This is a genomic window from Pseudomonas sp. LBUM1670 (assembly GCF_059695695.1).
In genome coordinates this window covers 2,294,476-2,319,840 of record NZ_CP166783.1, presented here as the reverse complement: position 1 = coordinate 2,319,840, position 25,365 = coordinate 2,294,476, and the positions used below count along the sequence as shown (strand labels likewise).

General features: G+C 62.2%; 21 protein-coding genes. 1 reads left to right on the top strand and 20 read right to left on the bottom strand.

Translation table 11 applies throughout. The annotated features are described in order from the left end of the window. The first annotated feature begins 7 nt into the window (after nucleotides 1–7). The gene (locus ACA073_RS10550) at nucleotides 8–1,453 is read left to right on the top strand and encodes a curlin (protein WP_497403233.1); all 1,446 of its coding nucleotides are present in this window, start codon (nucleotides 8–10) and stop codon (nucleotides 1,451–1,453) included. 246 nt (nucleotides 1,454–1,699) lie between these two features. On the opposite strand, the gene ACA073_RS10545 is transcribed toward ACA073_RS10550, so the two are convergent. The 20 genes from ACA073_RS10545 to mnxG form a co-directional block, all read right to left on the bottom strand. Further along, nucleotides 1,700–2,017: a DUF6124 family protein gene (locus tag ACA073_RS10545; protein WP_497403231.1), complete on the bottom strand. Its 318-nt coding sequence runs from the start codon at nucleotides 2,015–2,017 to the stop codon at nucleotides 1,700–1,702. A 1,532-nt stretch (nucleotides 2,018–3,549) separates the two neighbouring features. After that, nucleotides 3,550–4,404, bottom strand: coding sequence for a CsgG/HfaB family protein (locus tag ACA073_RS10540; protein ID WP_497403229.1), 855 nt, complete (start codon nucleotides 4,402–4,404; stop codon nucleotides 3,550–3,552). Nucleotides 4,405–4,435: 31 nt separating this feature from the next. Then, on the bottom strand, nucleotides 4,436–4,870 hold the full coding sequence (locus ACA073_RS10535) for a curli assembly protein CsgF (protein ID WP_497403227.1): 435 nt from the start codon (nucleotides 4,868–4,870) through the stop codon (nucleotides 4,436–4,438). Continuing rightward, the gene (gene csgE, locus ACA073_RS10530) at nucleotides 4,867–5,256 is read right to left on the bottom strand and encodes a curli production assembly/transport protein CsgE (RefSeq protein WP_497403225.1); all 390 of its coding nucleotides are present in this window, start codon (nucleotides 5,254–5,256) and stop codon (nucleotides 4,867–4,869) included. The genes ACA073_RS10535 and csgE overlap by 4 nt, the downstream gene beginning before the upstream one ends. Further along, entirely contained in the window at nucleotides 5,253–5,705 is a 453-nt protein-coding gene (locus tag ACA073_RS10525) for a type II secretion system protein (RefSeq protein ID WP_497404042.1), read from the bottom strand. The genes csgE and ACA073_RS10525 overlap by 4 nt, the downstream gene beginning before the upstream one ends. A 187-nt stretch (nucleotides 5,706–5,892) precedes the next feature. After that, nucleotides 5,893–6,267 (bottom strand): type II secretion system protein, encoded by a 375-nt coding sequence (locus ACA073_RS10520; RefSeq protein ID WP_497403223.1) that lies wholly within the window; start codon nucleotides 6,265–6,267, stop codon nucleotides 5,893–5,895. 4 nt (nucleotides 6,268–6,271) lie between these two features. Then, nucleotides 6,272–6,745, bottom strand: a complete 474-nt coding sequence (locus tag ACA073_RS10515) for a type II secretion system protein (protein WP_497403221.1) — start codon at nucleotides 6,743–6,745, stop codon at nucleotides 6,272–6,274. A gap of 2 nt (nucleotides 6,746–6,747) precedes the next feature. Then, entirely contained in the window at nucleotides 6,748–8,601 is a 1,854-nt protein-coding gene (locus tag ACA073_RS10510) for a secretin GspD/PilQ domain-containing protein (RefSeq protein WP_497403219.1), read from the bottom strand. Beyond that, nucleotides 8,598–9,122, bottom strand: a complete 525-nt coding sequence (locus ACA073_RS10505) for a hypothetical protein (RefSeq protein WP_497403217.1) — start codon at nucleotides 9,120–9,122, stop codon at nucleotides 8,598–8,600. Before ACA073_RS10505 ends, ACA073_RS10510 begins: the two co-directional genes overlap by 4 nt. Beyond that, nucleotides 9,122–9,670, bottom strand: coding sequence for a GspMb/PilO family protein (locus tag ACA073_RS10500; RefSeq protein ID WP_497403215.1), 549 nt, complete (start codon nucleotides 9,668–9,670; stop codon nucleotides 9,122–9,124). Before ACA073_RS10500 ends, ACA073_RS10505 begins: the two co-directional genes overlap by 1 nt. Next, a complete protein-coding gene (locus ACA073_RS10495; protein ID WP_497403213.1) occupies nucleotides 9,657–10,202 on the bottom strand; it encodes a PilN domain-containing protein in 546 nt (181 codons plus the stop codon). Before ACA073_RS10495 ends, ACA073_RS10500 begins: the two co-directional genes overlap by 14 nt. 1 nt (nucleotide 10,203) lies before the next feature. Beyond that, nucleotides 10,204–11,007 (bottom strand): hypothetical protein, encoded by an 804-nt coding sequence (locus ACA073_RS10490; protein WP_497403211.1) that lies wholly within the window; start codon nucleotides 11,005–11,007, stop codon nucleotides 10,204–10,206. Further along, nucleotides 10,988–12,694, bottom strand: a complete 1,707-nt coding sequence (locus tag ACA073_RS10485) for a GspE/PulE family protein (protein WP_497403209.1) — start codon at nucleotides 12,692–12,694, stop codon at nucleotides 10,988–10,990. The genes ACA073_RS10490 and ACA073_RS10485 overlap by 20 nt, the downstream gene beginning before the upstream one ends. A gap of 84 nt (nucleotides 12,695–12,778) precedes the next feature. Further along, nucleotides 12,779–13,312, bottom strand: a complete 534-nt coding sequence (locus ACA073_RS10480; protein ID WP_497403207.1) for a response regulator — start codon at nucleotides 13,310–13,312, stop codon at nucleotides 12,779–12,781. A 225-nt stretch (nucleotides 13,313–13,537) separates the two neighbouring features. Further along, nucleotides 13,538–14,491: a peptidylprolyl isomerase gene (locus tag ACA073_RS10475; RefSeq protein ID WP_497403205.1), complete on the bottom strand. Its 954-nt coding sequence runs from the start codon at nucleotides 14,489–14,491 to the stop codon at nucleotides 13,538–13,540. A gap of 15 nt (nucleotides 14,492–14,506) precedes the next feature. Continuing rightward, the gene (locus ACA073_RS10470) at nucleotides 14,507–16,057 is read right to left on the bottom strand and encodes a cytochrome c/ABC transporter substrate-binding protein (protein WP_497403204.1); all 1,551 of its coding nucleotides are present in this window, start codon (nucleotides 16,055–16,057) and stop codon (nucleotides 14,507–14,509) included. A 9-nt stretch (nucleotides 16,058–16,066) separates the two neighbouring features. Continuing rightward, entirely contained in the window at nucleotides 16,067–16,687 is a 621-nt protein-coding gene (locus ACA073_RS10465; RefSeq protein ID WP_497403203.1) for an SCO family protein, read from the bottom strand. Continuing rightward, on the bottom strand, nucleotides 16,684–17,340 hold the full coding sequence (locus ACA073_RS10460; RefSeq protein ID WP_497403202.1) for an SCO family protein: 657 nt from the start codon (nucleotides 17,338–17,340) through the stop codon (nucleotides 16,684–16,686). The genes ACA073_RS10465 and ACA073_RS10460 overlap by 4 nt, the downstream gene beginning before the upstream one ends. 13 nt (nucleotides 17,341–17,353) lie before the next feature. Then, on the bottom strand, nucleotides 17,354–19,306 hold the full coding sequence (locus ACA073_RS10455) for a YncE family protein (RefSeq protein ID WP_497403200.1): 1,953 nt from the start codon (nucleotides 19,304–19,306) through the stop codon (nucleotides 17,354–17,356). A 156-nt stretch (nucleotides 19,307–19,462) separates the two neighbouring features. Further along, complete coding sequence (gene mnxG, locus ACA073_RS10450; RefSeq protein WP_497403198.1) at nucleotides 19,463–25,264, bottom strand: manganese-oxidizing multicopper oxidase MnxG; 5,802 nt, start codon at nucleotides 25,262–25,264, stop codon at nucleotides 19,463–19,465. Nucleotides 25,265–25,365: the final 101 nt, after the last annotated feature.

Sequence of the window (25,365 nt, the reverse complement as noted above, 5' to 3'; positions counted from 1 at the left end):
TTTCATCATGTTCAAACTGACGCCCCTCACCGCCGCCATCCTGATCATTGTCAGTGCCCAGGCGCTGGCCAACGACAGCCTTTCCACCCAGGACCAGGTCGGCACCGCCAACGTCGCCGACGTGAAGCAGACCCTCGCCCCGTTCAGCACCGCCACCCAGCAGCAACTCGGCCAGGGCAACGATGCGGCGGCGGTGCAAGATTCCGCCACCAGCACCATCGACCAGAACCAGGTCGGCGATTACAACGCCGGTTACGCCGAACAATTGTTCGAAGACAACAGCACCATCACCCAGCAACAGACCGGCAGCTACAACACCAGCCACGCCAGCCAGTCGATCGGCGCGGGGGGCGGTGAAGTGCTGCAACAACAGCAAGGCTCCGGCAACTTCTCGTTCGTCTATCAGGACAGCCAGGAAAGCACGACCGGTCAAACCTTCCAGTTCGGTGACAGCAACGAAGCCAACATCGAACAGATCCAGCCCGGCATCGCCAACACCGCGGTGATCATCCAGTACGGCACCACCAACTACGCCACCGCCGAACAGATCAACCACATGGGCGGCCAGATCGACATCAACCAGACCGGCACCAGCAACTATGCCTACGGCGACCAGCGCAACGGCGACGGCGGCAACCTGACCATCAACCAGCTCGGCGAAGGCAACGGCACTGAAATCTGGCAAGACGGACAAGTCGGCAGCGAAGCCACCGTCGACCAGATTGGCCTGACCAACGAAACCGTGGTCGACCAGAGCTTCGGCGAAAACAACACCGCCCAGGTCTTCCAGGTCGGCGACCTCAACGCGATCTATGCCGACCAGTTCGAATCCACCGGATCGACCCTCGCGCTGTACCAGACGGGCACGGGCAACGTGCACTTCACTTACCAGACCGGCGAAGGCCATACACTCACCGCCACTTCGGTGGGTAGCGACAACAAGGTCTACGCCAGCGACTGGAAAGGTCCGCAAAAAGGCGGTCAGTTCGGCAGCAACCAGAGCGCAACCATCACCCAGACCGGCACTGCCAACGTGGCCAACTTCACCCAGGACGGCGTCGGCCACATCATGACCACCCACCAGACCGGCAGCGGCAACAAAACCACCGTCAGCCAGGCCGAAAACTACAACGAGCTGTACTTCGACCAGAACGGCAGCGACAACATCCTCATCGCCGACCAACGCGGCACCACCAACCTGGCTCAGGGCAGCAGCAACGGTATGGGCAACAGCACCGCGTTCGACCAGTCCGGCACCGACAACCAGGCTTACACCACCCAGTGGGGCAACGATAACCAGATCACTCTGAAACAGGCTGACACCATGAACGTGGCGTATTTGACCCAGGGCGGCAGCGGGAACATTGCCCATGTTGAACAGAGCGGCGTGACGCAGATGGCGACTGTTCAGCAGATGGGTATGGATAACCGGGCGACGGTGTTGCAGCAGTAATTGCGGGGTATAAAAAACCGCGGCTCTGGGTGAGGGTCGCGGTTTTCTTTGGGGTCGAGGCAACAGAAATCCCTGTGGCGAGGGGATTTATCCCCGCTGGGTTGCGAAGCGACCCCAATCCCGGCGAATGCATTTTTACTGGCACACCGCACCAGCTGGTTTTACGACTGCTACGCAGCCGAACGGGGCGGTGCGACGTTTCGCTAAATCCCCTCGCCACAAAAGCACCCCACCCCAGTTCAGTGGTCAGCCTTGTGGATCAATGTTATCCAGCGCCCGATTCACCGCCAGATCCGCCAGCATGATCACCCGCTGGATACCCAACAGCATGCTGCGCTGCGGGCCGTCCAGAAAAACCGCGAAATCACAGGCCATGACACTAGCCGAAGCCAGCGATCCGCAGGCGCTCGACAACAGGGTTTCGGTGTCGATGTCCGGGGCGAGCAAGAACATTGTGTTAGGCGTGTAGGGATGTGATTTTTTTAAAAGGAAGGGATCGAAACCCGGGTCGGAAGCGGGATCGGCGGGATTGTTTTCGGGGGGATTGGGGGTTGGTTTTGGCATGGTGAAGCTCCTTGATCAATGGAGCCGCCACGCGTTGCTGCTAAACAATGGGGTGGCGGCTGTACGCGGGTTAGCAGACCAGGGATCAAGGAACCCGGCGCACCGAAGTGCCCCACGCACAGTCACCATAAACGCAGACCTACCCGCGCAACATTCGCGTGGAAGGGTCAGGAGGCGACACTGGCGTGCCTTGAAATTGTCCGAGCTGCTAAACCCGATCGCTGAATTGGCAGCGACACGGAAACAATAGAGACCAGGACCAAAGCACACAAGCCGGCGGATTCTGGCGTAGGTGTAGGCAACGACGCAAGAAACTGTAGCTTTCAGGAAGTAAATCTAAACACCATTAAACAAAGTCTTCAGATCAGACCAAGTCCCCCTGTAGGAGCGAGCTTGCTCGCGATGGACTTCAGGACGACGCGTGTATCCAGAGAATACGCGTTATCGTTGGCGTCCATCGCGAGCAAGCTCGCTCCTACAAGAGTCAGCTTTCGCTTAACTGACGCGCATTAAGGCTCGTCCGCGAAGGCGGCTTAATAGCCGACCTATATTTTGTTGACCTCGCCTTGCGCTTTTTATCTTGATCTCCCTCCCACAGTACATCTGCAAGAGCAGGTCGGCTGTCAGGCAGCCATCGCCGGCAAGCCAATTCCCACAATGGTTTCGGGTACATCCGCGAGAGCAGGTTGGTTGTCAGGCCGTCTTCGCAGGCAAGCCAGCTCCCACATTGGTTCCGGGTACATCCGCGAGAGCAGGTCGGCTGTCAGGCCGCCTTCGCAGGCAAGCCAGCTCCCACATTGGTTCCGGGTACATCCGCGAGAGCAGGTCGGCTGTCAGGCCGCCTTCGCAGGCAAGCCAGCTCCCACAATGGTTCCGGGTACATTCGCGAGAACAGGTTGGTTGTCAGGCCGTCTTCGCAGGCAAGCCAGCTCCCACATTGGTTCCGGGTGCATCCGCGAGAACAGGTCGGCTGTCAGGCCGTCTTCGCCGGCAAGCCGGTCTCGCTCCCACAATGGATCGGCGTACACCCACCAAACCACGAGGTCGAGCGTTAGCTCGCCTTGCGCTTTTGATCTTGCTTTTGATCTGCCCGCCCCTTCGGGAGGCCGAGTGGAGGTTCTGCGCAGTGGGCAACCCGGCATGGATGCCGGGTTAGCTGCCCCCGGCCATGGATGGCCGATGGCGGCGGGCCCACGGAGCAGGACCGGAGCGAGGGAACGCCGAGCCTAAGCGAGGGGCCGGACGCTGGGGCAAGACTTTTTGGTTCCTTTTGTGGCGTTTGACAAAAGGGACTCGCCGTAAGGGCGAAACCGTAAGTGGCCGTTACCGCAGGAATGGATATGTCCTCGGTCAACAAAATATAGGTCGGCTATCAGGCCGCCTTCGCAGGCAAGCCAGCTCCCACAATGGTTCCGGGTGCATCTGTAAGAGAATGGTCGGCTATCAGGCCGCCTTCGCGGGCAAGCCTCGCTCCTACAGGAGGGCATCCGGTGCATTCAGAGGAACCAGGTCGGCCCGAAGGCCGCCTCGGTTTACTCATCTTCAGGCACCCTGTTCTGAGTCAGGTAACGGTCAAGCGTCTCCCCGCTCTGCGGCGAATTATCCCCCGCCACCTGCCACAAACGCCGCTCGATCCCCTGCGCCAACAGATGCCCCACCGCCGCCTCGATCGCCGACAACACACACAACTGCGCCGGCTCGTTCGTGGTGTACCCGACCTCCGCCTCAAGCAACTTCTTGAACTCGATAAACTTGAACACCCCGGCACTACGGCCCACAGAGTAGATCGTCTTGCTGGTCATGACATTGGCCAACACCTGCCCACTGCGCACATCCACTGCCCGCAGGTTCACCGTGACCTGATCCACCCGATACTCACGGGAAATATCGATGCCCAGATAACGCGCCCCCTCCCCGCCACTTTTCACATTAGTGTCGTACGCAATGATCCCACCCTCGAGCATCATGTTCGCCGCTTGCAACGGCGGCAGTTCACCCTGGATATTCACCGGCGTGTTCGGCTTTTTCTGCGAGGCGCGAATGATCTTGCGCTCGGTCAACAGGTTCTGCAGCCCTTCCCGTTCCAGCACCACAAACCAGCCGCTGGCCTGCAACGCGTCCATCAGCATGCTCGCCGCGCCCTGGGTCACGCTGGTGGAAAACGAGCTGGCCGGGGTCGGTTTGTACTGACCGGTCTGGTCGCGAAAACCGTAGACCACCGCCATTAACCGGCCCTTGGGTCGCGGCATGTTGATCAAGTCGTAGTAGGTCGAAGCCCTCGGTGTCAGCGTCGGGGTTTCAGTGTCCTGTTCAGCCCCCACCGGCTCGCGCAGACTGCACCCTTGCAATGTCGCCAACATCAACCCCAGCACCATTATTTTTTTCATGCCCTTTACTCCCCATCAACCCGAATCCCTATCAAGGGGCCAGGCCGCTCACCTGAATTTCGGAGACTTCACCGGTCGCTCGGTCAGTCACGACAATGGTCAATTGCCCGGAGTCGTCGACGACGTTGACGATAAAGGCGTCGGTGGTCAGGCTCCCCGTGTTGCCCGCGGAAATGTTGTCCATCAACTGGCCGAGCAACCGCGATTGCAACTGACTGGTGAACCGCTCCAGTGCCGAAGTACCGGCCGCGGCGGTACGTTTTTTCAAGTCGGGATCGTCGTAGTCGTTCTGGGCCTGGGCGTTGTTGAGCAACCAGGTCCCGTTCAACGGATTGCCACCAAACGACGGGTTGATGGGCGTGTAGACCAGCTCCGTGGCCTGGACCAGGCCACAACCGCCAAGCCCGAGCAGGCAGAGGCCCGCCCAAGAAAGCCCGGGGCGTTGCGAGAACGTTTTTGTTTTCATAATTCGTCCCTCTCCAAGTCCGTTGTGTCCTGCAACATGGCTTCCAGCTTGCGCTGGACGATCTGCCCGCGAACCCAGTCGGCGGCGTCATAGGCCTCTTCCTTGAGTTCCACGGTGTTCGGCGGCAGAAAACGCCGGTAAACCAGACGCTGCTGATATTCCACGGTGACCAGGGCGCCCCAGCGCGCCGAAGGTCGTTCGCGCACCACCAGGTTGAAATCCATCGGGCTGGTGGCGCGCAGGCGTTCACTGAACGAGTAGTAAAAGTCGTGGCCGATGTGCGAGATCGTGTCATCGACGATGAAACCCATCATTTCGTCCTCTTCGCCGGCCACGGCGGCAGCGGACGCCAGCATCAGGATCACGGCCACACAGAAGCGGTTCATGGCTGCAACGCCTGGGGCAATTTCGACTGGCCTTTGGCAGGTCCTGACGAGCCATCGAGGAAGGCTTTCTCGGCCACGAACTGCCAGTCCTTGTAACTGGCCATGCCGGCGAAGTCCGACCACTGGGCGGGGAAATCCGCCTGCTTCAGCGGCTTGTCCGTGGACGCGCTGTTGAGGCCGGTGATGCGTCCGTCGAAGCCGAGCATCAAGGTCCATTCGCCGCCGCCAATCGGGTCCGGATACAGCTGCCGGAGATGGTGTTTGGGGTTGGGAAAACGCTCGTCCTGCAACAGGTCTTCGAGCGCTTTCGGGTACTGGGCCAGCCCTGGCGAACTGCGGTAATAGCTGCGCAATGCCTGGGCGTATTGCGTACCGACCCAGAGCAACTGGCGTTCACGATCCCGACGCGAAGCGGTCGCCCACAACTCGCCGGCACTGGCCAGGCCCATGCCTATCACCAGGATCAGAAACAACACGCCCAGGTAGGTGAAACCGCCCTCGCTGGTCCAGCGCTTCTCACTCAAGCTTGATAGCGGACGTGTGGCGAGGGAGTTCGCTCCCGCTGGGTCGCAAAGCGGCCCCAAAAGAGGGACTGCTACGCAGCCCAGCGGGAGCAAGCTCCCTCGCCACAGGTTTTTACCACTCGGAATAAAGGCTGCCATCACGCGCCCTCCCTGTGGCGCCGCTTTTGATATCGGCGACCCCGCCCGGTACGCCCTCCGGCGGCGCGACCATGACCCAGAGGTCCTTGCGCTCGGCAATCGGGTCCATTGGCGGACTGCGCAGGTAACGCTGCTCCACCAGTTGCTCGATCGAGTCGGGATAACGCCCGGTGTCGCCGTAATAGTGATCCAGCGCTTCACGCATTACCGACAGGCTCTGGCGCAGCGTGGTCTCTTTCGAGGTCTCGAGGCTGTTGAAATAACGTGGCATGGCGATGGTCATCAGGGTCGCGATGATCGCCATGACGACCATCAGTTCCAGCAGGGTAAAACCCTTTTGCCGACGCATAAGTTCACCACTCCCGGTACGCGATGCCGTTGAGACCCTTGCCGCGCGCCTTTGAATAAACGTCAAAGACGTCTTGGCCTTCGCGTGGGTTTTGAGCCGTGCTGTCATAGGCGCGCAGGCCCCAGCCGCCTTCGTCGTCGCGCTTGACCGGGGCCAGCGGGTCATGGGGCACCCGGCGCAGAAAGTAGAACTTGGCGCCCTTGGCGCTGCGCACATCGCGCACACCGTCCACCAGCACTTTGAGGTTCGGCGGATAGCCGCTGCTGTTCAGCGACTTCTCGATGTAACCGGCGTCGAAAGCGCGTTTGTAAGCGTCGATGGCATCGCGAATCTGGTACAGCGCGGTGCGTAAATCCTGCTCCTTGCCCCGGCGCACCACGGTCTCGGTCAGTGGCGCGGCCATACCGGCCAGCAAGCCGATCAGGGCCAGCGTCACCACGACTTCGATCAAGGTAAAACCGCGTTGCGAGGCGTTCATGATCAAGGCTTCCCGATCACGACTTGGGTGGTGGTGGCCGCCACCGGGCGGTCGATGCGCTCGTTCGAAATCGACGATTCCATCCGACGGTCCGGTGCCTGAATGTGCATGCTGGTTTCAGTGCCGGTCGGGAATTCCATGTCCGACGGGCTCTGGTACGGCAGGTTGCGCACAATCCGTGGGGTGATCGACAGCACCAGTTCCGATTTGCTGACGTTGTCCTTGTTGCTGCCGAACAACCGGCCCAGGCCAGGGATGTCGCCAAGACCGGGAATCTTGTTGCCGGTGGCGCCATGGTCGTTGCGCATCAAGCCCGCGAGGATCTGGGTTTCGCCGTCATGCAGGCGCAGGGTGGTCTGGGCGTTGCGGGTGTCGACCTGCACCGGGATCGTGCCCTGACGGGTTGGCTCCAGCGGTGTGGCGTTACTGACTTCCAGGGCGATCTTGATCGCCACTTCGTTGTTCAGGTGCACGGTCGGCTGCACTTCCAGCTTCAGACCGACGTCCAGGTAGGTGACGCTTTCAGTGATCACCGGACCCTGGGTCGACGGCACCGAGGTGGCGCTGATAATCGGCACACGCTGGCCGATGTGGATGCGCGCCTGCTCGCGGTTGCTGACGCGAATCACCGGGCTGGCCAGGGTGTTGATGTCGTTGTCCTGGGCGTTGATCTTGAGCTGGGGCGATGGCGAGATGGTGATCCGGCTGGAGTCGATGCCTTTCAGTTGATCGAGAATTGTCACCGCCGAACCGTCGCTGTTGACTACGCCGAAGGTGTTTGGCCATTGCAGGCCAAGGTCAAGAATCCGCTGGGTGGCGACTTCCATCACCTCCACTTCCAGCACCACTTCCGGGTTTGACTGGTCTTGCGATTGCAGGAGTTTTTCCGCCATGCGGACGGCGTCTTCGGTGTCGCGCATGGTCAGGGTGTTGAGGCGTTCGTCGACAAACACGTCGCGGGTCTTGAGCATGGTTTTGATCATGTTCAGCGCGGTGTTGGCATCGATGCTGGTCAGGTAGAAGGTGCGCATCACCAGCTCTTGATAGTCCTTGAGCTTCTGCGGGGAGTCCGGGTAGATCAGCAAGGTGTTTTCGTTCACCACTTTCTGGTGCAGCTGATTCTGTTGCAGCAGCAGTTCCACGGCGTCTTCGATGCGCACGTCACGCACGAAGATCGTGGCTTTCATGTCCGGGCGCAGGTCCTTGTCGAAAATGAAATTCAACCCGGCGACCTGGGACAGCACTTCAAAAATGGTCTTCAGGTTGGCGTCGCGAAACTCCAGGGTCACCGGCCGTTCCAGGCGGGTGCGCAGTTGGGGGTACGGGATCACGTTGCGGCTCTGGACCAGACGGATGCTGCCTTGCAGCTCCAGAGCGCCTTCATTTTGCGGGTCCAGTTCGAGGATCTGTTTGACCTGGCGATCAGCCGCGTAGATGTCGCCACGACGCAGGTCGCCACGGGCCAATTCGAGTTTTTCGTCCATGCTGCGCAGGTACTCGAGCTGGCGCATCGCATCCTGGGCGCGCCGGTTGTTCGGCTCGATGGTCAGCACCCGGCTGTAGTTGATACGTGCGGCGGAAAAGTCCCGGTGTGCACGATCAGTGTCACCCTCGGTCAGCAGCGCAGTAATCGCCTTGGCGTGAGCGGTGTTCAGGGCGAGGTGCAGTTCGGTGTCGCGAGGGTTTTCCCGCAACCCTTCCTGGATACGCGCCAGGCCGGCTTCGTATTGTCCTTGCTCGATCAACTCGGACGCTTCCTTGTTGGCGACCCGCGCGGAACTGCACGCGGCCAGCCCTGCGCAGAGGCAGACAAGGCTCATCAGCGTTCCTATCGTATTACGGCATGATCTGTTCATGGCGCGCTCCCCACAGACAAGGTCTGGAACACATGCAAAGGCAGGTAGACGAAGCTCAGTTCCACATCGGAAATGCCCTCAATCCGCCAGGTTTCGTCGATCACATCCCCTTTGCGTACGACGTATATTTTTTCGCCGTTCTGCAAAAACACTTGCAGGTCGGAACGGTCATCCAGCCTCCCGATAAACTGGAAAGGCATCGGCGGTGCGCTGGGGACTTGCACCACCGGGGTCTCGTTGACGGGTTGTTCGATGACGCTGGCTAGGGTCGGCGCCGCTTTCCAGCTGCGGGCGGCAAACAGGTCGCCCGCCGGGCTCAAGTCCTTCACCAATGCCGGTTTGCCAGAGGCTGGCGCGGCTGGCAGGACACCACGGGTTTTGCTATTGCCCGCAGCGACGACGGCGACCGAGGCATCGCCCTCGTCGGCCGGGTCGGCCGGCATGAAGTAATCCGGCAACCAGGCCAGCGCCGCCGCGACGCCGAAGAACCCCACCCACCCCGCTACGCGCTTGGTATTCATCATGACCTCGACAGGTAAAGGGTCATGCGGATCCGCCCGGTCAGGTCGGTGTCAGCGATTTTCTTGCGCTGGAACTCCACGTCCTCCACCACCACCGCCGGCAACTGGCCGAGCAAGGCATGCAGGAAACGCCGCAGTTGCGGGTAACTGCCGCGCACCGGCAGCAGAATCTGATAGCGGGCCAGATGGGTCTTGGGGTCGATGCCCAGGGCATATTCACCACGCGCCAGGGTGATGTGTTCCTGAGCCGCCAACGCGTAGATCTTGTCGATGGCCACGGTGGCCTGAGGTTGCGAAGGCAGCTTGCTGCGGAAGTCGTCGAGCTGACGTTGCGGCACCACCGGAGCGGCGACGCTACCGTCTTCAACCCTGGCGAGGTATTCGCTGGCTTCGCGGGTCTGCTGGCTGAGCTGTTGCAGCGACTGCCAGTCCGGCATCAGGCCCACCAGGCCATAGACCAACGCGAGCACCAGCATCGCCAGCCCCGCCAGACCGGGAATGCCCAGGCCTTGCAGGTATTCGTGGACGATCAATCTAGGGATTCGCATCGCCAATCTCCCAGGTAGCCGACAGGTTGAATTGCACCGGGTGCTCCGGCACGTTGGCCACGATTTCGTGGCTGAGCAGCGACACATCGGACAGCTCTTCGCTGGCTTCGAGGTTGCGGTGGAATTCGAGCATGGCGTCCAGGTCTTTCGCCTCGGCGCTGATGCGCACCTGGCCTTTGCGGGCGTCGGGCGTCAGGGTCAGCAGGGCGATGTTGTCGCGAGGCATGGCTTCGAGCATGGCGAACAGGTTTTCCCAGGGCCGGCGCAATTGCTGCGAGACCTTGCGCATCTCGGCGAGGTTCTGCGCCTGCTCGCGGATTTGCGCCGGGGTCAGGCTGACCTTGCCACCGGTGTCGCCGGTGAGGACGCGCTGGGTGGTTTGCAGATGACCCTGTTGTTGCGCGGTTTCATCACTGAGGTGCTGCTGAACCAGGACGCAACTCAGGGTCAATGCCACGCCCATGGCCAGCAGGCTCCAGCCCAACGGGCCGGAGCGGCGGCGCGGCTGAAAATCGAGGTTGAGGGCGCGCATCTCAGGCCACCGCCCGGGACATGACGTGCAGGCAATCGCGTACGGGTGTCCGGCCTTCTTCGAGGGTGCGCAAGTACACGTCGGGTACGTCGGGCTGCACGTCGATGCGCGCGGGGGCATGCAGGTAGACGTTCAATGGCCGTTCGCTGGTGGAGGCCTGCAATTGGCTTTCGCGGCCGATCAGTGCAGTCAGCGCGGCGTCGCTGTCGCTGCTGCCCACCGAACGCACCGCGGTCCAGCGGCCTTCCCGCGCCAGCAGCAACACGCTGCGCACCGGTTCAGCAACGACGAACAGGAAGTCGCCGGCATCGAGGCTTTTATCGAAATGATTGAAGGCCGCCATCAGGTACGGCTGCACCGAACGCAAGCGCAGGCCACGGGCGCTGACCAGTGTGCGCAGACGCGCCAGCAAGTCCTGGGGCAACGCGCAGGCGATCCGGTCGTAACCCGCCGGCTCCGCCGAGAGCACCAGGCTCCAGGGTTGAGCCGGCGCACCGTAAAGGTCTTCGAAGCACAGCCGGGCAAAGCCGAGCAATTCGTCGGGGCTGCCGATCTGTTCACTCCAGGGCACCAGGCAGAAGCGGCTGAAGTGCCCGGAAATCACCACGCTCAACTCGGCACCGGCGCGGGTGTGCTCGGCCAGCAGATGGTCAAGGGTGTCCAGCGCCACCGCCCAGGCCTGGAAGCCTTCGTCGATAAAACCGACGCTGCCCAGCCACAGCGATTCGCTGCCACGGCGCTGGCCGAGGCCGACACCACTGGCGCCGATGACGGCGACAAAACGATCACGAGACAAAAGTGACACGATTGATCTCCTCGAGCGTGGTCCGTCCGTCCGCAACCAGTTCCAGTGCCGACTCGCGCAGCAGGCGCAAGCCACGTTTGCACGCATGGGCCTTGATTTTCGAAATCGGTTGGCGCTCGACGATCATCTGCCGCAGCTCGTCGTCCAGGTGCAGCAGTTCGGCAATCGCCGTGCGCCCGCGATAGCCGGTGCCCCGGCAATGGCCGCAACCCTTGCCGTGAACGAAGCGATAGTGATCGACGTCGTTCGGGTCGAGCCCCGAGGCGCGCAGTTCGTCGTCGGTCGGGTGGCTCGGCGCGCTGCACGTGGTGCAAACCAGTCGGATCAAGCGCTGGGCCAGCACGGCATTGAGCGCGGAGACGAGGCTGTAGGGATCGATTTCCATCTGGGTGAAACGGCCAATCACATCGAACACGTTGTTGGCGTGAATGGTGGTGAACACCAGGTGCCCGGTGAGCGCCGACTGCACGGCGATCTGCGCGGTGTCGGGGTCGCGGATTTCACCGACCATGATCTTGTCCGGGTCATGGCGCAGGATCGAGCGCAGACCACGGGCAAAGGTCAGGCCTTTCTTTTCATTCACAGGGATTTGCAGCACGCCCGGCAACTGGTATTCCACCGGGTCTTCAATGGTGATGATCTTGTCCACGCCGTGGTTGATCTCGGTGATCATCGCGTACAGCGTGGTGGTCTTGCCGCTGCCGGTGGGGCCGGTCACCAGCACCATGCCGTAGGGTTCGGCGGCCAGCCTGCGCAGTTGACGCAGGGTTTCGTCTTCGAAGCCCAGGGCTTGCAACTGCACGCCGCAGACCTTGTCCGCCAGGTCCTGTTTGTCGAGCACCCGCAGCACCGCGTCTTCGCCGAAAATGCTCGGCATGATCGACACCCGGAAGTCGATCTGCCGACCACTGATGCCGATCTTGAAGCGACCGTCCTGGGGCACGCGTTTCTCGCCGATGTCCAGCTCGGCCATGACCTTGACCCGGGAGATCACCTGTTCGGCGAACTCGCTGCCCTGGATCTTGCTGATGTTATTGAGCACGCCGTCGATGCGGTACTTGATCACCAGACCGCTGCCGGTGGTGCCCAAATGGATATCGCTTGCGTGCATTTTCAGCGCGTCGTAAAGGGTCGAGTTGACCAGTTTGACGACGACGCTGGCGTCTTCGCTGATGCTGGTCAGGGACAGGCTTTGCAGGGTATCGATTTCGATGTTGGCGCCAGCCTGGGCGTTGAGCGATTCCACGGCGTGGAAGCTCTCTTCGTGGCGCGCCAGATACGCCTTCAGGTCGTCGGCATGCACCAGGTACAGCGGCGCGCCGTGCAGACAGTCGTCGATCCAGGCCAGGCGCGAGGTGTCGAAGGGGTCGGCAAATACACCAATGACTGCATCGTCGTGGCGCAGCAGGATGAATTCGCGCTTGAGGCATTGGGCCAGGGTGACCCGGTCGAACACCGGGGTGGCCTTGAACAGGCTGTCGGTGTCGAGCACCGGGTAATGCAGGGTGGCGCCGAGGCGCTGGATGAAGGGCATGGGGGCCAGTTCGCACAGAACCCCAAGGGCTTCAAGAATACGTTCGCCGGAACTGGCGGCCAGCGATCGTGCCTGGGCCAAGTGCTCGCTGGTAAAGCGCGACGGTACAGATTCCGACTGCGCCGGCTCGACGGCAAGGGATAGACGGTCCATGGCTTGCTCTCCAACGCCGGGGGCTTTGAGCCCTGTCGACGCGGCGAGCAATTACGGCGGTTACCGGAACGGCTTGTCGCGCCACTACTCCCCGGTGAGCAATTGTTTGTCGTCCGGTGCCCTGGAGGTCGATAAACTTCGTCGACGATCCGCCAGCACCCAACTGCCATCGTACAACTGCAACGGGAAACTTTCGGTCCTGCTCTGGCGTCGTTCGACAAAACCTTCGGATCGGCTCATGCCTGCCTTGAGTTCGCGCTCCATCCCCAGAAGGTCACAGACTGCACGGGCCAGTTCCGCCATTGGAAACGGTTTGAACAGGATATGGCTGACTCCCAGTTGCCGGGCCCGCTCACAGACTTCAGCGGTGGGGTGCCCGGTAATCAGCACAAAATGACAGTTCCTGTTATGGCGGACGGCATCGAGCACCTCGAAGCCTTCCATATCGGGCAAGCGGTAATCGAACACCATCACATCGGGTGCAAACTGTTCGGCTTCACCGATACCCGTCGCACCGTCATGTGCAATCCGGACGTCCAGTTCTTGCGCCTGAAGGTAATCCTTGAGGTTTTCGGCAAGAAGCTGTTCGTCTTCGACAACCAGTACTTTGTTTAACAAGGTGGACTCCTTGAAACCGCAGGTCCGATCTCCGAGCCTGGTGGAATGCGCGCCTTACTGAGGCTTACGCACACTTCATGCCAGGCTGAGCACCGGTTGTTTTACCGCTGCATGTAATTGATTTCCATAAAAAAACCTTTTAGTCCAGGCACCCCGTCCCCCAAAGGCGGGGAAGCACACGGATTTGCGCTGAAGCTTTTCCCCACTATTGGGGGGGGGGAACCTTCAGTCATCGTCAATCCGTTCGATTCGATTGCGCGATCGCAGCTGCGCCAGAACCTGAAGACGAACCTGGGCCTGTTGCTGTCGGGCAAGGTACGCCCGAACGCTGTCAAGTCCCTGTTGTTCTGAGACATCGGCCGCCTCCATGTGGTTCTGTACGCCAATCAAGTGCCAGCCCAGCGGTGTGCGAACAGGTTCACTGACCTCACCGGGCGCCAAGGCAAAGGCTACCGTTTCGAATTCGCGCAGCATGCGTCCACGAGGAAAATAGCCCAGATTTCCGCCTTCGCTGGCGGAAGCGTCCTCGGACCCGGTCCGGGCCACGTTGGCAAAGTCAGCGCCCTGGCTGATTTTCACCTGCATCTCCACTAAGCGTAGCCGTGCCGCTTCGACTGTGGCGGCATCGGCGTCCTGAGGCACTTTGATCAGGATGTGCCGCGCCTGCACTTCCTCGGGCCGGCTCATCTCGGCGCGGTGTTCTTCGTAGAACGCGCGGACCTGTTTTTCATCCGGTCCGTCGACCTTGGTCAGCTCGGCAAACACCTGCTGAGCCGCGAGCTCACGGCGGGTGTATTCGACAAAACCGGCCTCGTCGAAACCGGCGTCTTCCAGGCGTCGAGCAAATTTTTCGGCACCACCCATGGCTTGCCGCGTGTGTTCAACCTGGCTTTGCACCGTCGCCTCGCTGATCACCACCCCGCGCTTGACGGCTTCCTGCCACAGCAACTCGCGGTCAATCAACGCATCCAGCGCCTTCTGGCGCAGTTGTTTGTACGCCTTGGGATTGCGAATGCTGCCCAGCGCCCGGCCCTGATCTTCCAGGTACTCGGCGAAATAACGTTCAAGGCGCACTTCAGAAATGTCCTCGCCATTGACTCGCGCGGCGGCCGGGCCGTTGCTGCCGAGCGCCACGGGCACCCACAGGGTCAGCAGGATCAGCAGAGTCTTGAGCTTCATGATCGAGGCCTCCGGTCAGGGTGTTGCGGCAATCGGTTTGTAAGGGGCGACCAGATAGAAGCGCTGGTCGGGCAGGTCCACGGTAACGATGTGCGCGCCGCTCAAGCCCAGGCGCCGGCCAGGCCCGAAGCTGATCCGCGGGGTCAGCCCGGTCTCGAAGTCATGCAGGCCTTCCAGCGCATTGATCAGCTTTTCGCGGCTGGCGTCGCGTCCGGCCTGCTTCATGCCTTCGCTGAACAGCAGCATCGAGCTGAACGCGCCGACTTGCAGCACCGCGTGCTGGCCGCCAAGCCCCTGCTGTTCGCGCACTTGGGTCAGGGCCTGGCGTCCGGCCAGCGTCCAGTCACTGGGCACGAACGGATAGGACAGGAACACCCGTCGGGAAAAACCGCTGGGCACCTGCAACAGGTCACCCGCCACCTGATTCGATGTAGCGAACAGGTAAGGCACCTGCCCCGCCATCTGTAAACGTTCGGCAAGCCGACTGAAACCGCCACCGCTGCCCAGGTAAAACACCGAGCGCGAGCCCAGCGGCAATTCGTCCTGCGCCGGGTCGTAGGCTTGCAGGCTGACCTTTTGCCAGGCGTTATCTTGCAGGTATTGTCCGAGGTTCTGCGCCGCCAGTCGCTGGCCGGGCTCGTCCGGATAGGCGATCAGCGTCGGTCCCTGAAGCACGCGCAGGCTGTCAGTGGCGAAATCGGCCAGGGCGATCAGTTGTTCACGCAAGCCCGGCAGCGGTTCGAAGATCTGCCGACTGCTCTGGGCCGTGCCCTGCAACGAAAGCGGGCCGATCAGCGGAATGCCGGCCCGTTCCAGACGCTCGACCAATTGCGTGTCGAGTGCCGGCGCCAGTGGTGCGATCAGGGCGAACACTCGTTCCTGCTCGATCAACCGGTCCAGCGCCTGCTCGGCACTCGCCAGATCCGGGCCCGGATCGAGGATGGTCAGGCGCAACTGCCGACCATGAATCCCGCCCGCCTTGTTGATTCGCGCCACGCTGCCGTTGAGCACCGCCGCCACCGTCGCGCCCTCCTCGGCCAACGGTCCCTGACTCGGCAACAGCGTGCCCAGGTGCAGGCTGTCTGGCGTCAGGCCGGGATCGCGCTCATCGGCCAGGCGTTTGAGGTAGGCCGTGAGGTTGCGCTGATCGTTCATCGACAGCACGAACCGCGGCATCGCCGGGTCGAGACGATTGTTGCCGGGATCGCGTCCTTCCTGGACCGCCCGTGCCAACGTACCTTCGGTGTACGCCGGATAGTGGCGGCCATTGATGTGCTGCTGGCCGTAGGTGCTGGTCAGCCGCGACCAGCTCAGGTCCGGCGGTCGCACCCCGCCCTCGGGCCGGCCGAGGCCATCGGCGCCGTGACAGTTGGCGCACGGCAGGCTGGTGGCCGGCAGCAACATGCCCGCCGCCCCGACCCGCGCCATGATCGGTGCACCGCTGCCCGACACACCCTCGCGGTACAGCCGTTTGCCGGCTCTTTCGTCAGGGCTCAAGGGCAACGTATCGGCGGCGCAAGGAAGACTGCCGATCAGGAACAGGCCGAGGATAAGGGAGGCCTTCATGGTGCGAGCTCAGCGACCGGCCACGGGCATTGTCAGCCACTGCAAGCGCTGGGCAATGGCGGCGGCCGGGGCATCGGGACGGATTTTGCTCCAGCGCTTGTTGGCCACATCACCCACGATCAGTTGCGTTGAATGTTGTTCGGGCGTCGGCACGATCTGGCCAATGCGGCCCAGTACCAGATCCATTTGCGCCTTGTCGCCGGTAAGAAAAAGCCAGTGGGGCCCATTGACGCCCTGTTTCAAGGTGTAAGCCTTGAGTACCGCCGGGGTGTCCCGCAGCGGATCACTGGTAAGGGAGATAAAGGTGATGCCGTCCGCCTTGTCGCCCAGCAACTCACGCACTTCCTTGAGCTTGCGGGTGATCAGCGGGCAGGCATCCGTGCAACGGGTGAAGATGACGTTCAGCAGCACGACGCGGTTTTGCAAGGCGTCGCTGTAGAACCGCAGTGTCTCGCCGTTCTGATCCTGCAACGGCGTGTCGGTGAACCAGGTTCTCGCGTCGCGCGTGCCGCTCGCCGGTTGTGCGGCGGCCACGGCGGGAGCGGGTTCTTGGTGCCCCTCGTGAGCGAAGGCCATCGAGCTGAAAATCCAGTAGCACAGACTCAGGGCAATCCAGTCGACAGCTCTCATGGCTGATGCTCCATGGCGATGGCAGTGTGCTTGGCGTGGGCGTTGCGCTGGCCGCTGAGTTTTTCCACTTCACGGGTCAGTACGGCCGGGTCGGTGAAGCCGTAATAGCGTGTCCAGTGGCGGCTGTTGCCGTCACCGACAAGGATCAGCGGCTGATGGTTATTGAAGTCACCGCTGAAGTTGCCGAGGCCTTTGAGGGTGGCGTTGATCGACTGCGAACTGCCGGTCAGCCAGCTCCAGCCCGGGCCTTTCTGGAAGTCGCGGGCGTAGTCGTTCAGGCGTTCGGCGTCATCGCGCTGCGGGTCGATGCTGATCGACACCATCTGCACCTCGGTGCCCACCCGCGCGCCCAGCCGTTTCTGCACTTTGCCCATGATCGCCGACACCACCGGGCACACCGTGGTGCAGCTGGTGTAGATAAAACTCATGACCACGATTTTGTCCGTCACCAGGTCTTTTTCCAGCCGCACCGGTTGGCCGTTCTGGTCCACCAGCGCCACGTCGGCGAATTTGACCTGGGCACTTTCCGAGCGGGCACTTTTGCCCGGCATGTCGTGCCCGGCGTGCTCATCCGCCGAGTGCGCCAGGGCTTGCCCGATACCGATGGCCAACAGGCAGAAGGTCAGCAGTCCACGGTGTGCGAATCGGTTCATGTCGAATTCCTCTTCAGTGGGCATCGCCGGGCAGGACCCGAACGCTGGCAAAAGTCTTGTCGTCGAAACCCGCGCCGAGGGACGCGGCCCGCACGTGCAGGTACCAGGCGCCGTTCTGGTCGAGGGTGACCGGGGCTTCGTAGATCCCGTTGCCCACTTCAAGCGCGGCGACTTCCCGAGCCCGCGAAGTCGGGGCGCGGAAGTAGCGCACCTGAACGTCCTTCACGCCGCTGCGCTGCGCCTTTTGATGACCCTGAACGATGCGGAAACGAACGGTGTAAGGGCTGCCAAGGGCGGCGGTGGTTTTGTCGAGCATGAACTCGACTTTCGGCACGCCGGGGAGCCTGGCAAGGCGCTTGTCCGGCTCAACCAGCGCGGTGAAGCAATGGATGATGTTGGGTTGATTGAGCAGGAACGCCACGTCGAAACGCCCGGCGTCTGGCAGCTTGATCCGCGCGCTGTACAGCCCCGGTTCGACCTCGCGCAGGCTGCGGTCGATGACCATCGCCGCCCGCGCCACTTGCCCGCGATTGGGATAACCGGACATCGGCGCGTTCATGCCTTCGGCATAGAAGTAAGTGGTGTTGTCCACCGGGTTGACCACAAACACCGCATTGTCATCCCGCGACACCGCGAGGCTCGACGCCAGCGGCAAATCGCCGGCCAGCCGGGGCGCCTGCGGCCCGGCTTCGAAGCCCTGGCTGATCGGCGTGCGACCTTCACCCAACGACGACAGATTAATCATCGTGACTTTGGCCGAGGCCAGTCCGCGCACGTAGGCGTAAGCCTTGGTGAACACCACTTGGTAGGGCTCGGCGGACACGTCCAGTTCGTGGATCAGCGCATCGGTGGCGGCGTCGATCACGGCCACCTGGTTTTCCAGGGTATTGAGGACGATGCCGAAACGCCCGTCCGCGCTGAAGCCCATCGGGCCCAGGCCCTGTTTCATTCTGATCACCCGGCGCACGTCGAGGCTGGCGCCATCGACCACGGTCACGGTGCCGTCCTTGCCGTCGACGACATACACTGCCTGGGAGAGCGGCGAGTACGCCAGCGACAACAGGTTCGAGCCAGTCTTGAGTTGCTTGCTGATCGTCAGGCTGGCGATGTCGATGATGCTCAGCGTGCCGTCGTCGCGGTTGCTGACGAAGGCAAAACGGTTGTCCTTGCTGAACGCGATCTCGTGATGCCCGCGTCCGGTGACCAGGTGTTTGAGGCGCTTCAGGCTTTGGGTGTCGATCACCGTGACGCCAGACTCTTCAGCCTTTGCGGCATTGTTGCCGACCCACAACAGGCGCTCGTCCGGCTGCAACGCCACGCGCACCGGGTGGCTGCCGGCGACAACCGAGTCGATCAGTTTGAATTGCTCGCTGTCGATCACCGCCACCTCGCCGGCGGTGGGCATGGAAATGAACACCTGTTTGTTGTCTCGGGTGGTGACCCAATCCATTGGCGGTTGCTTGAGGTCGATGCGGGCCATGGTGCTGGTGATGCCGCCCACCGAGACCGACGGGTCGACCACGGAGACGCTGGCATCGCGGTTCATCACCAACAGGAAATAGCTGTTGAGGTCGAGCAGCGGCCGCGCGCCGATGCTGGATTTGAGGAATACCCCGACCCGTGATTTACAACTCTGTTCCCGCCCCTGGGCCTGGTCGGCCGCGACCGCTTCGGGGTCCAGCCAGGCACCGGGATTGACGCCGGAAAGGGGTTGGCCCGAAGTGCTGTCACTGACCCGGAAGAGCACGTCGGCAAACCCGCCTTCGCGCAGCACACCGTCCTTGGCCAATGGCCGCACTTCCAGCGCCACCGACACGCCATCGCGTTGCAGGGTCTGGCTGCTCCAGGTGTCCGGCATCGCGACGTCACTGAGCAGGGTCGGCGTGGTCGCGCGCCAGACGCCGAGCCACAGCAATGCCAGCCCGACCACCCACGCACACCCAGCGATTTTTATTGTTCTATTCATCAAGTTTCTCCCCATCAGATCCCTGCCTGCCCCACCGCGCCTCCTGTGGGAGCGGGCTTGCTCGCGAAGGCGGTGTATCAGTCAACATCGACGTTGAATGTGCTGGCCCCTTCGCGAGCAAGCCCGCTCCCACATTGACCGTATCGCCCTCTCGATTTAGGGGGCCGGTTCCGGTTCGTTGGTCACCCGCAGCAATCCCCACAACCCGGCGGTGTTGCCATAGGCGGCGTAATCGCGGAACAGGTAGTCGCCCGGTATCGCATTGCTGCCCCCGGCGCTCGGGTGCATGAAGCTGAAATGCGCCGCCGGCAGGATGCTTTCGCGGGCGCCGATGTACATCGACATCGGGTTGTAGCCGAACCGCACCGAACCCACCCCCGGCGTACCCATCGGGTAACCCCCGGTGTCGCTCTTCTCCGACTGGAACGGGTTGATCGACCAGACGTGACCGTCCAGCTGGAAGGTCGTGCCGCGGCTGCCACCGCTGGGCATCAGGATGTGCGTGCGGAACGGTTGCCCCGGTTTCACATACAGCACCGGCGTCTGCGGATCGCTCCCCACCAGCGCATTGCTGTACGCCATGTGCGCGTTGGGCATGTCGCCGTAACCCGCGCCGTCGGCGTGACCGAACGGTGCATCCGGCGCCAGGCCGAAGCGATACCACAGCGGCTCGGCCTTGTAGTTGATGGCCATGCTCGAGTTGTCCTGCGGATCGGTCGGCACGCCGAAGCCTTCCGCGGCGATGCCTTCCACCGGCCGACCATTGGCCCAGCGAATGTTCAACGCTTTCTGCCAGACCATCGCAAAGTCGCGGTAGGTGGTCTGCCCCGGTGCGGTGACAGTCGCGTTCGTCTTGCGCGCATCCTCAACCCAGGTGGCGCCGACCGGCAGGATGCTCATCGCACCACCCAGGCCTTTCTGCGGTTGCTTGATGACGTCGGCCGGGGTGAAATTCAGCCCGCCGAACTCCACCGCCGTGGCGTTGATGTTGTCGACGCTGCGGCCCAGTTGGGTGATCGGTTTGCCTTCACGCTCCAGGTGCCCGGCGTAGTATTGATAAGTACGGTTGGGGTAAGCACCGCTGTTGCCAACCCGTGGCGGCACGGTCTGGATCGGGTTGGCGCCGACGTTCGTGCCGTCCGATTTGGTGATGTCGTACGTCAGCAACTGCGCGTGCAGGCCCACGTGACTCGATGGCCGCATCAGGTTGTTGCTGAAAGTGGTCGAACCCTGGCCGCTGTTGCGATCCCGCTTGACCATGCCTTGCATCACCGCGGTCTGGACCAGGTCCGGCATGACCATCGGCAGACGGTTTTCCAGGGTGATGTTGATGCAGTCACCCGCCGTCGCGCGCAGCACCAGAGGTTCGACCGGCACACCGGTTTTGAGCTTGCCGGTGGCTGGATCAAGGTCGGCCTTGCGCACATAGAGGATCGCGGTCGGATCATGCAGCGGCCCGCTTTGCCCGCCGATGGTGATGGTTTCGCCATCTTCCGGGTCCTCCACGGTGACTTGCGGAATGTTCACCATCCGCGAGTTGAACACCAGGGTGCCGCCCGCCGGATTCAACGGCCCGCCGACGTATTGCCCGATCCCCGCCGGATCGCCGAGGGTCAGGTTCAGCGGATTGCGCAGAATGTCGTTGGCCAGCGCCGCGACCACTTCATAGTTGCGCTGCACGGTCGGCCTTGTGCCGATGCCGTTGGGGTTGGCGCTGATCCGTGGGCAGATGCCGTCGAACGCAACAGTGTTGCGCATACCGGCCGGTTTCGGGTTGTTCGGCACCGCGAACAGATCGCTGCGCTGGGCCGTGTAGTTGCGCATCACGCCCCAAATTCCGCTCCAGTAACCTTCAATGGAGGCGTCCATTGAGTACAGATAATCACCCGTGGTCGCCGCCGAACTGGACATCATCGCGAGCGGCGCATTAAAGCCCATCTGCTCGGAAATCCCGATCATCTGCGACGAGCGCCAGCCGGAGTTGGAACTGTTGCCGAAACCGGAACCGCTTTGCAGCCATTTCACGCCGTGCAGGGTCACGTTGTGCTCTTCTTCATGGCCGCCGGCATGCACCCGCAACCGCACATTGTCACCGGTGTAGGTGCGCAGCATCGGCGTGAACGGATCGCCTGGTTCGGCGCCGCCACGGTTGATGTGCGGCGGAAACAGCGTACTGCCGCCGGTTGGTCCGGTCGCCGCCGTGACCAGGTTCGGCGCCAGGTTCATCGCCGGGATGGCGCGGTCGGTGCGGCTTTGCATGGCGTACGCGAGGTCGCCGCCGAGGCCGTCAGCCTGCATGCCGCGCTTGCCGTCCGGGCCGACCTTGTTCGGGTCGTACACCCGCAAGGCCAGCGGTTCATTGCGGTAATTGACCACGAACATGCCGGGGTCATCGACGGAGATCGCCTGGGGGCATGGCCGGGTCGGACAACCGGGGACCCTGCCGCCCTGCACTTCGACAATCCCGTCCAGCAAGCTGCTGGCGTTATTGCGCACCGGCGGGTTGATCGCATAGCGGAAGCTGTCCGCGGTGGCCGGGAACGCTTGCGGGTTCGGGACGCCATTCGGGCCAGCGCCGACGTACACGCCGGCTTCATAGGCGTGCTGGAAGTCGCTGTATTCGAGGAAGAACTCACGGAAGCTGTCGTTCTTGCCGTCGCCGTCCAGGTCACCGGTGGACACCACCGCTTGCCACGACGTAGGCCCGCCGTCCTGCCGCGCGCCGCTGTACAACGGCTCGCCGGTTTCGGCATGGAACCAGGTGGAACCAGCCGGTTCAGCCAGTACGGTGGCGTACAGACCAATCTGTTGGTGCGTCGATGGGCCGAGGTGGTCATGGGTGAAGATGGTCCCCAGGCCACGGTCGACGCCTTTGCTGTTCACCACCGGATCGACAAACCAACGCTGCATCGCCGTGCGCGCACCGACCCAGTCGGCCCGGCCGAATTGACCGAAGTACGGGTGATTTTTGGCTTTCGGGCAGGCCGGCGTGCCGTCACGCGGGTCGGTGCCCGTGCATTGATTGAACTCGCGAATGGCGTGGATGCGCTCTTGCACCGCACCGGGGGAAAGTACGCCGTCTTCGTAGTTCCAGCCGTTGGCCGAGCCGTCGGCGGCTGTCAGGTCCCACTTCGGCAGGTGAATGTGCTGGCCGATCACATCGGTCGGCGTGCGCACTTGGTAGTCGTCCATCTCATAGGTGGCCGGCACCAGGTTGGTTTGCTGGTACTGCACGCAGTCGAAGGTGTTCATGCGCATCACCAGCGGTTCTGGCGGACGCTGCTTGGTGATCACCGGCCAGGCGTCTTCCCACAGCGCCAGGATGCGTGCCTGCGGAAAGTGATAACCGACCTTGTTGTAGACCGCATCGAACTGGATGTTCGCCGCTTTGTAGACCCGTGGACGGTCGGCGGTGAAGGTCGAGGAACCGGTGTAGGACATGCCGTCGATTCGCTCGCCGCTGGCAAACTCGCCAGTGCCGGCGCTACTGGTCAGGCGTTTTTGCCGGTCATCCATGCACGGTTCGTAGTACGGCGCACCCGCTATTGGCAAGGCGCCGTTGGTGCGGAAGTTGCGTGCCACAATTTGATTGCCGGGCAGCAAGGCAAAGCTTGGGTGGTCTTTTTTGGCGTGGAAGGCCATGGCGGCCTGTTCGACTTCGGTGCCTTCTTCGGGCATGTAAATCGGTTTGGCGCGGGTCACTTCCTTGGAGAAATCCAGGGACGTGGTCACGGTGTGCGCCTCGCCACCGGCAGAAAATCCATCGAGGGAGTGACGCCCCAGACCGCCATCCCAACCACCGGACTGCGCCGGGTCAAGATTCGCCCACAAGGCTTTGCCACTGGTCTTCAGGGCCTGAGCCTTGGCGGCGTCGAGCATGTCCAGCGGTGGGGTCGGCGGGCGTTGGCCAACCGAACTTTCCATGCCGCCGATCCAGAACGGATAGCCAGGGTTTTTCAGGCTGCCGTCGGCGTTGCGGTTGGCTTCGCTGCGATCCACCAGCACCAGCGAACCGATGGCTTGGGTGCCACCGCTAGCGCCGTGATGTTCATCGTCTTCATCGTCATCATGACCGGCCACCCGGGTCTCACCGATTTTCGGCACAACTGCGACTTTGCCCGGCATCGGCGCCATGGCCTTGCCCGGCAGCGGCACGACCGCTGGAATCGGCGTACCGGCAACGATCTCGCCATCCGGCAAGGCCCGGGCGCCAGCGGCCGGTTTGCCGCTGCGCAACGCGTAAGGTTCGCTGTGATAACCATCAGCACCTTGCTGGGAGACTTCCAGTCGAGTGCCTTCTTCAAACACGTCGTGCACTCGCCACATGCTCCACATGCCCTGGGCGAAGTGCGGATAGAAGTGGCAGTGATAGATCGCATCGCCCGCGACGCGGTTGCGATTGCCCGAACCGCCGTTGGCGATTTCATAGGTGTAGCCGGCACCCGGACCGATGCCTTGCGCGTCCACATAGTCGGAGTTGTCGTCGTTGGGATTAAACAGCCACTGATGCCCGTGCAGGTGGAAGATGTGCTGCTCGTGGCCGTTGTGGGTGTTGCGGAATTTGACGAAGTCGCCGATGTAGCTGTGGTTGACGTTGGACGGCTCGGACGGATACAGCGCCATGGTCGCCTTGACCCCGATCTGATCGGCGCGCGGCGTTTCACCGGGGCGAATGTTTTCCAGGCCGGCGTTGGCCGGGACGTCCACCAGCATCGCGACGTCGCCGACGGTGTGCGAGCTGAGGAAGAATTCTTCGTAGGCGCAGGACAGGCAATCGTGCATCGGCCCTACACCCAGCCGATTGGCCACCACCTCGGCGCCCATGCCACCGGAACCGTAATTGATCATGAACGAATCGCGGGTCGGCTCCAAAACGTGAGCCATGACCGGGTCTTCCCAGTACGCGGGGAATGCCTGGGTCGCGGCGGTTTCATCCTGGAACTGCGAAGCGAAATCGCGGAACGGTTCCAGCCGGTTGGGCAGCGCCGGGTTGCGTTTGCCGATGGCTTCCAGCGGATAAGTCGATGGCGGGAAGCTGCCGTCGGCGTTGCTGCCCATCACGATCGCATCGCTCTCGCTGGAGATGATTTCATTGCCGTCGACCATGTTGATGATCGGCGTGCCGGCCTTGCCTTCACGGATCCACGGTTCGCGCTGCGGGTAGCGCGCCTGGTAGTCCACTATCGGTTGGCCGGCCGGGGTGCGACCGGTGCTGGCCAGACGCATTTCTTCTTCGGTCACGGTGTTGCGATAGGTGCGGCCGCCCTTGGGTACTACCACCACTTCGGCGAACAGGCCGTTGGCCACATTGCCCGCGTCGCCTTCGCCCCCGAAGGTCGCGCCGCGGCTGCTGGCGGCGAATGCGCCTTCGCGCTCGGCATACAAGGTGTAGGAACGGGTTGCGCCCGGAGGGATCAAGGTGTTGGCGTTGCGACCGCTAAAGGATGCAATGTCGTCAATGCTGTTGACCGCCTGCAGACCGTTGACCTGGAAGCCGACGTGACGGTCAGTGACCTGCTCGTCGACTTTGAAGTCGTCTGCGTTGCCGTTTTCGACACCCTCTTCTTCCTCGTCACCGTCTTCATGCGAGCCGGGGTTGGCCTGATAAGCGAGCAAATTCTGCAGGTTGATGGTCAGGCAATCACCGGCGGCAACCCGCAGCACCAACGGACGCGGACGCTTGTCGGGCCGCAGCGAGACGTTGCCCGGCACGGCCGCACCGCCGCGGGCCAGGGACATGTCATGGTCATCGACCACGTCGCGACGCAGGGCGAACATCATGCCGTTGGCGTTCTGCGCACCGAGGCGGTTGAACATCAGCGGCTGATCCAGCGCCACGACGTTGGCCACCAGATTGCGTTCGCAGCGTACGGCGGCGTCGACCATCTCGACGCCCAGCATCGGCAAGAGAAACAGCAGCAGGTTAGCCAGGTGATGAGCGCGGGAGATGCTGGTCATGATCGCGGGCCTCGCTGTGGGTGCTCACAGGGAATACTTCTCGACAAATCCCTTGGAGCAATCCGCATGCCATAAATATTTTTGTTATTTTTCAGCAAGTT

What these genes read in the sequence shown, in the direction of transcription:
- ACA073_RS10550 (WP_497403233.1), top strand. Translation starts at nt 8, where the DNA reads ATGTTCAAACTGACGCCCCTCACCGCCGCCATCCTGATCATTGTCAGT.
- ACA073_RS10545 (WP_497403231.1), bottom strand. Translation starts at nt 2,017, where the DNA reads ATGCCAAAACCAACCCCCAATCCCCCCGAAAACAATCCCGCCGATCCC.
- ACA073_RS10540 (WP_497403229.1), bottom strand. Translation starts at nt 4,404, where the DNA reads ATGAAAAAAATAATGGTGCTGGGGTTGATGTTGGCGACATTGCAAGGG.
- ACA073_RS10535 (WP_497403227.1), bottom strand. Translation starts at nt 4,870, where the DNA reads ATGAAAACAAAAACGTTCTCGCAACGCCCCGGGCTTTCTTGGGCGGGC.
- csgE (WP_497403225.1), bottom strand. Translation starts at nt 5,256, where the DNA reads ATGAACCGCTTCTGTGTGGCCGTGATCCTGATGCTGGCGTCCGCTGCC.
- ACA073_RS10525 (WP_497404042.1), bottom strand. Translation starts at nt 5,705, where the DNA reads ATGGGCCTGGCCAGTGCCGGCGAGTTGTGGGCGACCGCTTCGCGTCGG.
- ACA073_RS10520 (WP_497403223.1), bottom strand. Translation starts at nt 6,267, where the DNA reads ATGCGTCGGCAAAAGGGTTTTACCCTGCTGGAACTGATGGTCGTCATG.
- ACA073_RS10515 (WP_497403221.1), bottom strand. Translation starts at nt 6,745, where the DNA reads ATGAACGCCTCGCAACGCGGTTTTACCTTGATCGAAGTCGTGGTGACG.
- ACA073_RS10510 (WP_497403219.1), bottom strand. Translation starts at nt 8,601, where the DNA reads ATGAACAGATCATGCCGTAATACGATAGGAACGCTGATGAGCCTTGTC.
- ACA073_RS10505 (WP_497403217.1), bottom strand. Translation starts at nt 9,122, where the DNA reads ATGAATACCAAGCGCGTAGCGGGGTGGGTGGGGTTCTTCGGCGTCGCG.
- ACA073_RS10500 (WP_497403215.1), bottom strand. Translation starts at nt 9,670, where the DNA reads ATGCGAATCCCTAGATTGATCGTCCACGAATACCTGCAAGGCCTGGGC.
- ACA073_RS10495 (WP_497403213.1), bottom strand. Translation starts at nt 10,202, where the DNA reads ATGCGCGCCCTCAACCTCGATTTTCAGCCGCGCCGCCGCTCCGGCCCG.
- ACA073_RS10485 (WP_497403209.1), bottom strand. Translation starts at nt 12,694, where the DNA reads ATGGACCGTCTATCCCTTGCCGTCGAGCCGGCGCAGTCGGAATCTGTA.
- ACA073_RS10475 (WP_497403205.1), bottom strand. Translation starts at nt 14,491, where the DNA reads ATGAAGCTCAAGACTCTGCTGATCCTGCTGACCCTGTGGGTGCCCGTG.
- ACA073_RS10470 (WP_497403204.1), bottom strand. Translation starts at nt 16,057, where the DNA reads ATGAAGGCCTCCCTTATCCTCGGCCTGTTCCTGATCGGCAGTCTTCCT.
- ACA073_RS10465 (WP_497403203.1), bottom strand. Translation starts at nt 16,687, where the DNA reads ATGAGAGCTGTCGACTGGATTGCCCTGAGTCTGTGCTACTGGATTTTC.
- ACA073_RS10460 (WP_497403202.1), bottom strand. Translation starts at nt 17,340, where the DNA reads ATGAACCGATTCGCACACCGTGGACTGCTGACCTTCTGCCTGTTGGCC.
- ACA073_RS10455 (WP_497403200.1), bottom strand. Translation starts at nt 19,306, where the DNA reads ATGAATAGAACAATAAAAATCGCTGGGTGTGCGTGGGTGGTCGGGCTG.
- mnxG (WP_497403198.1), bottom strand. Translation starts at nt 25,264, where the DNA reads ATGACCAGCATCTCCCGCGCTCATCACCTGGCTAACCTGCTGCTGTTT.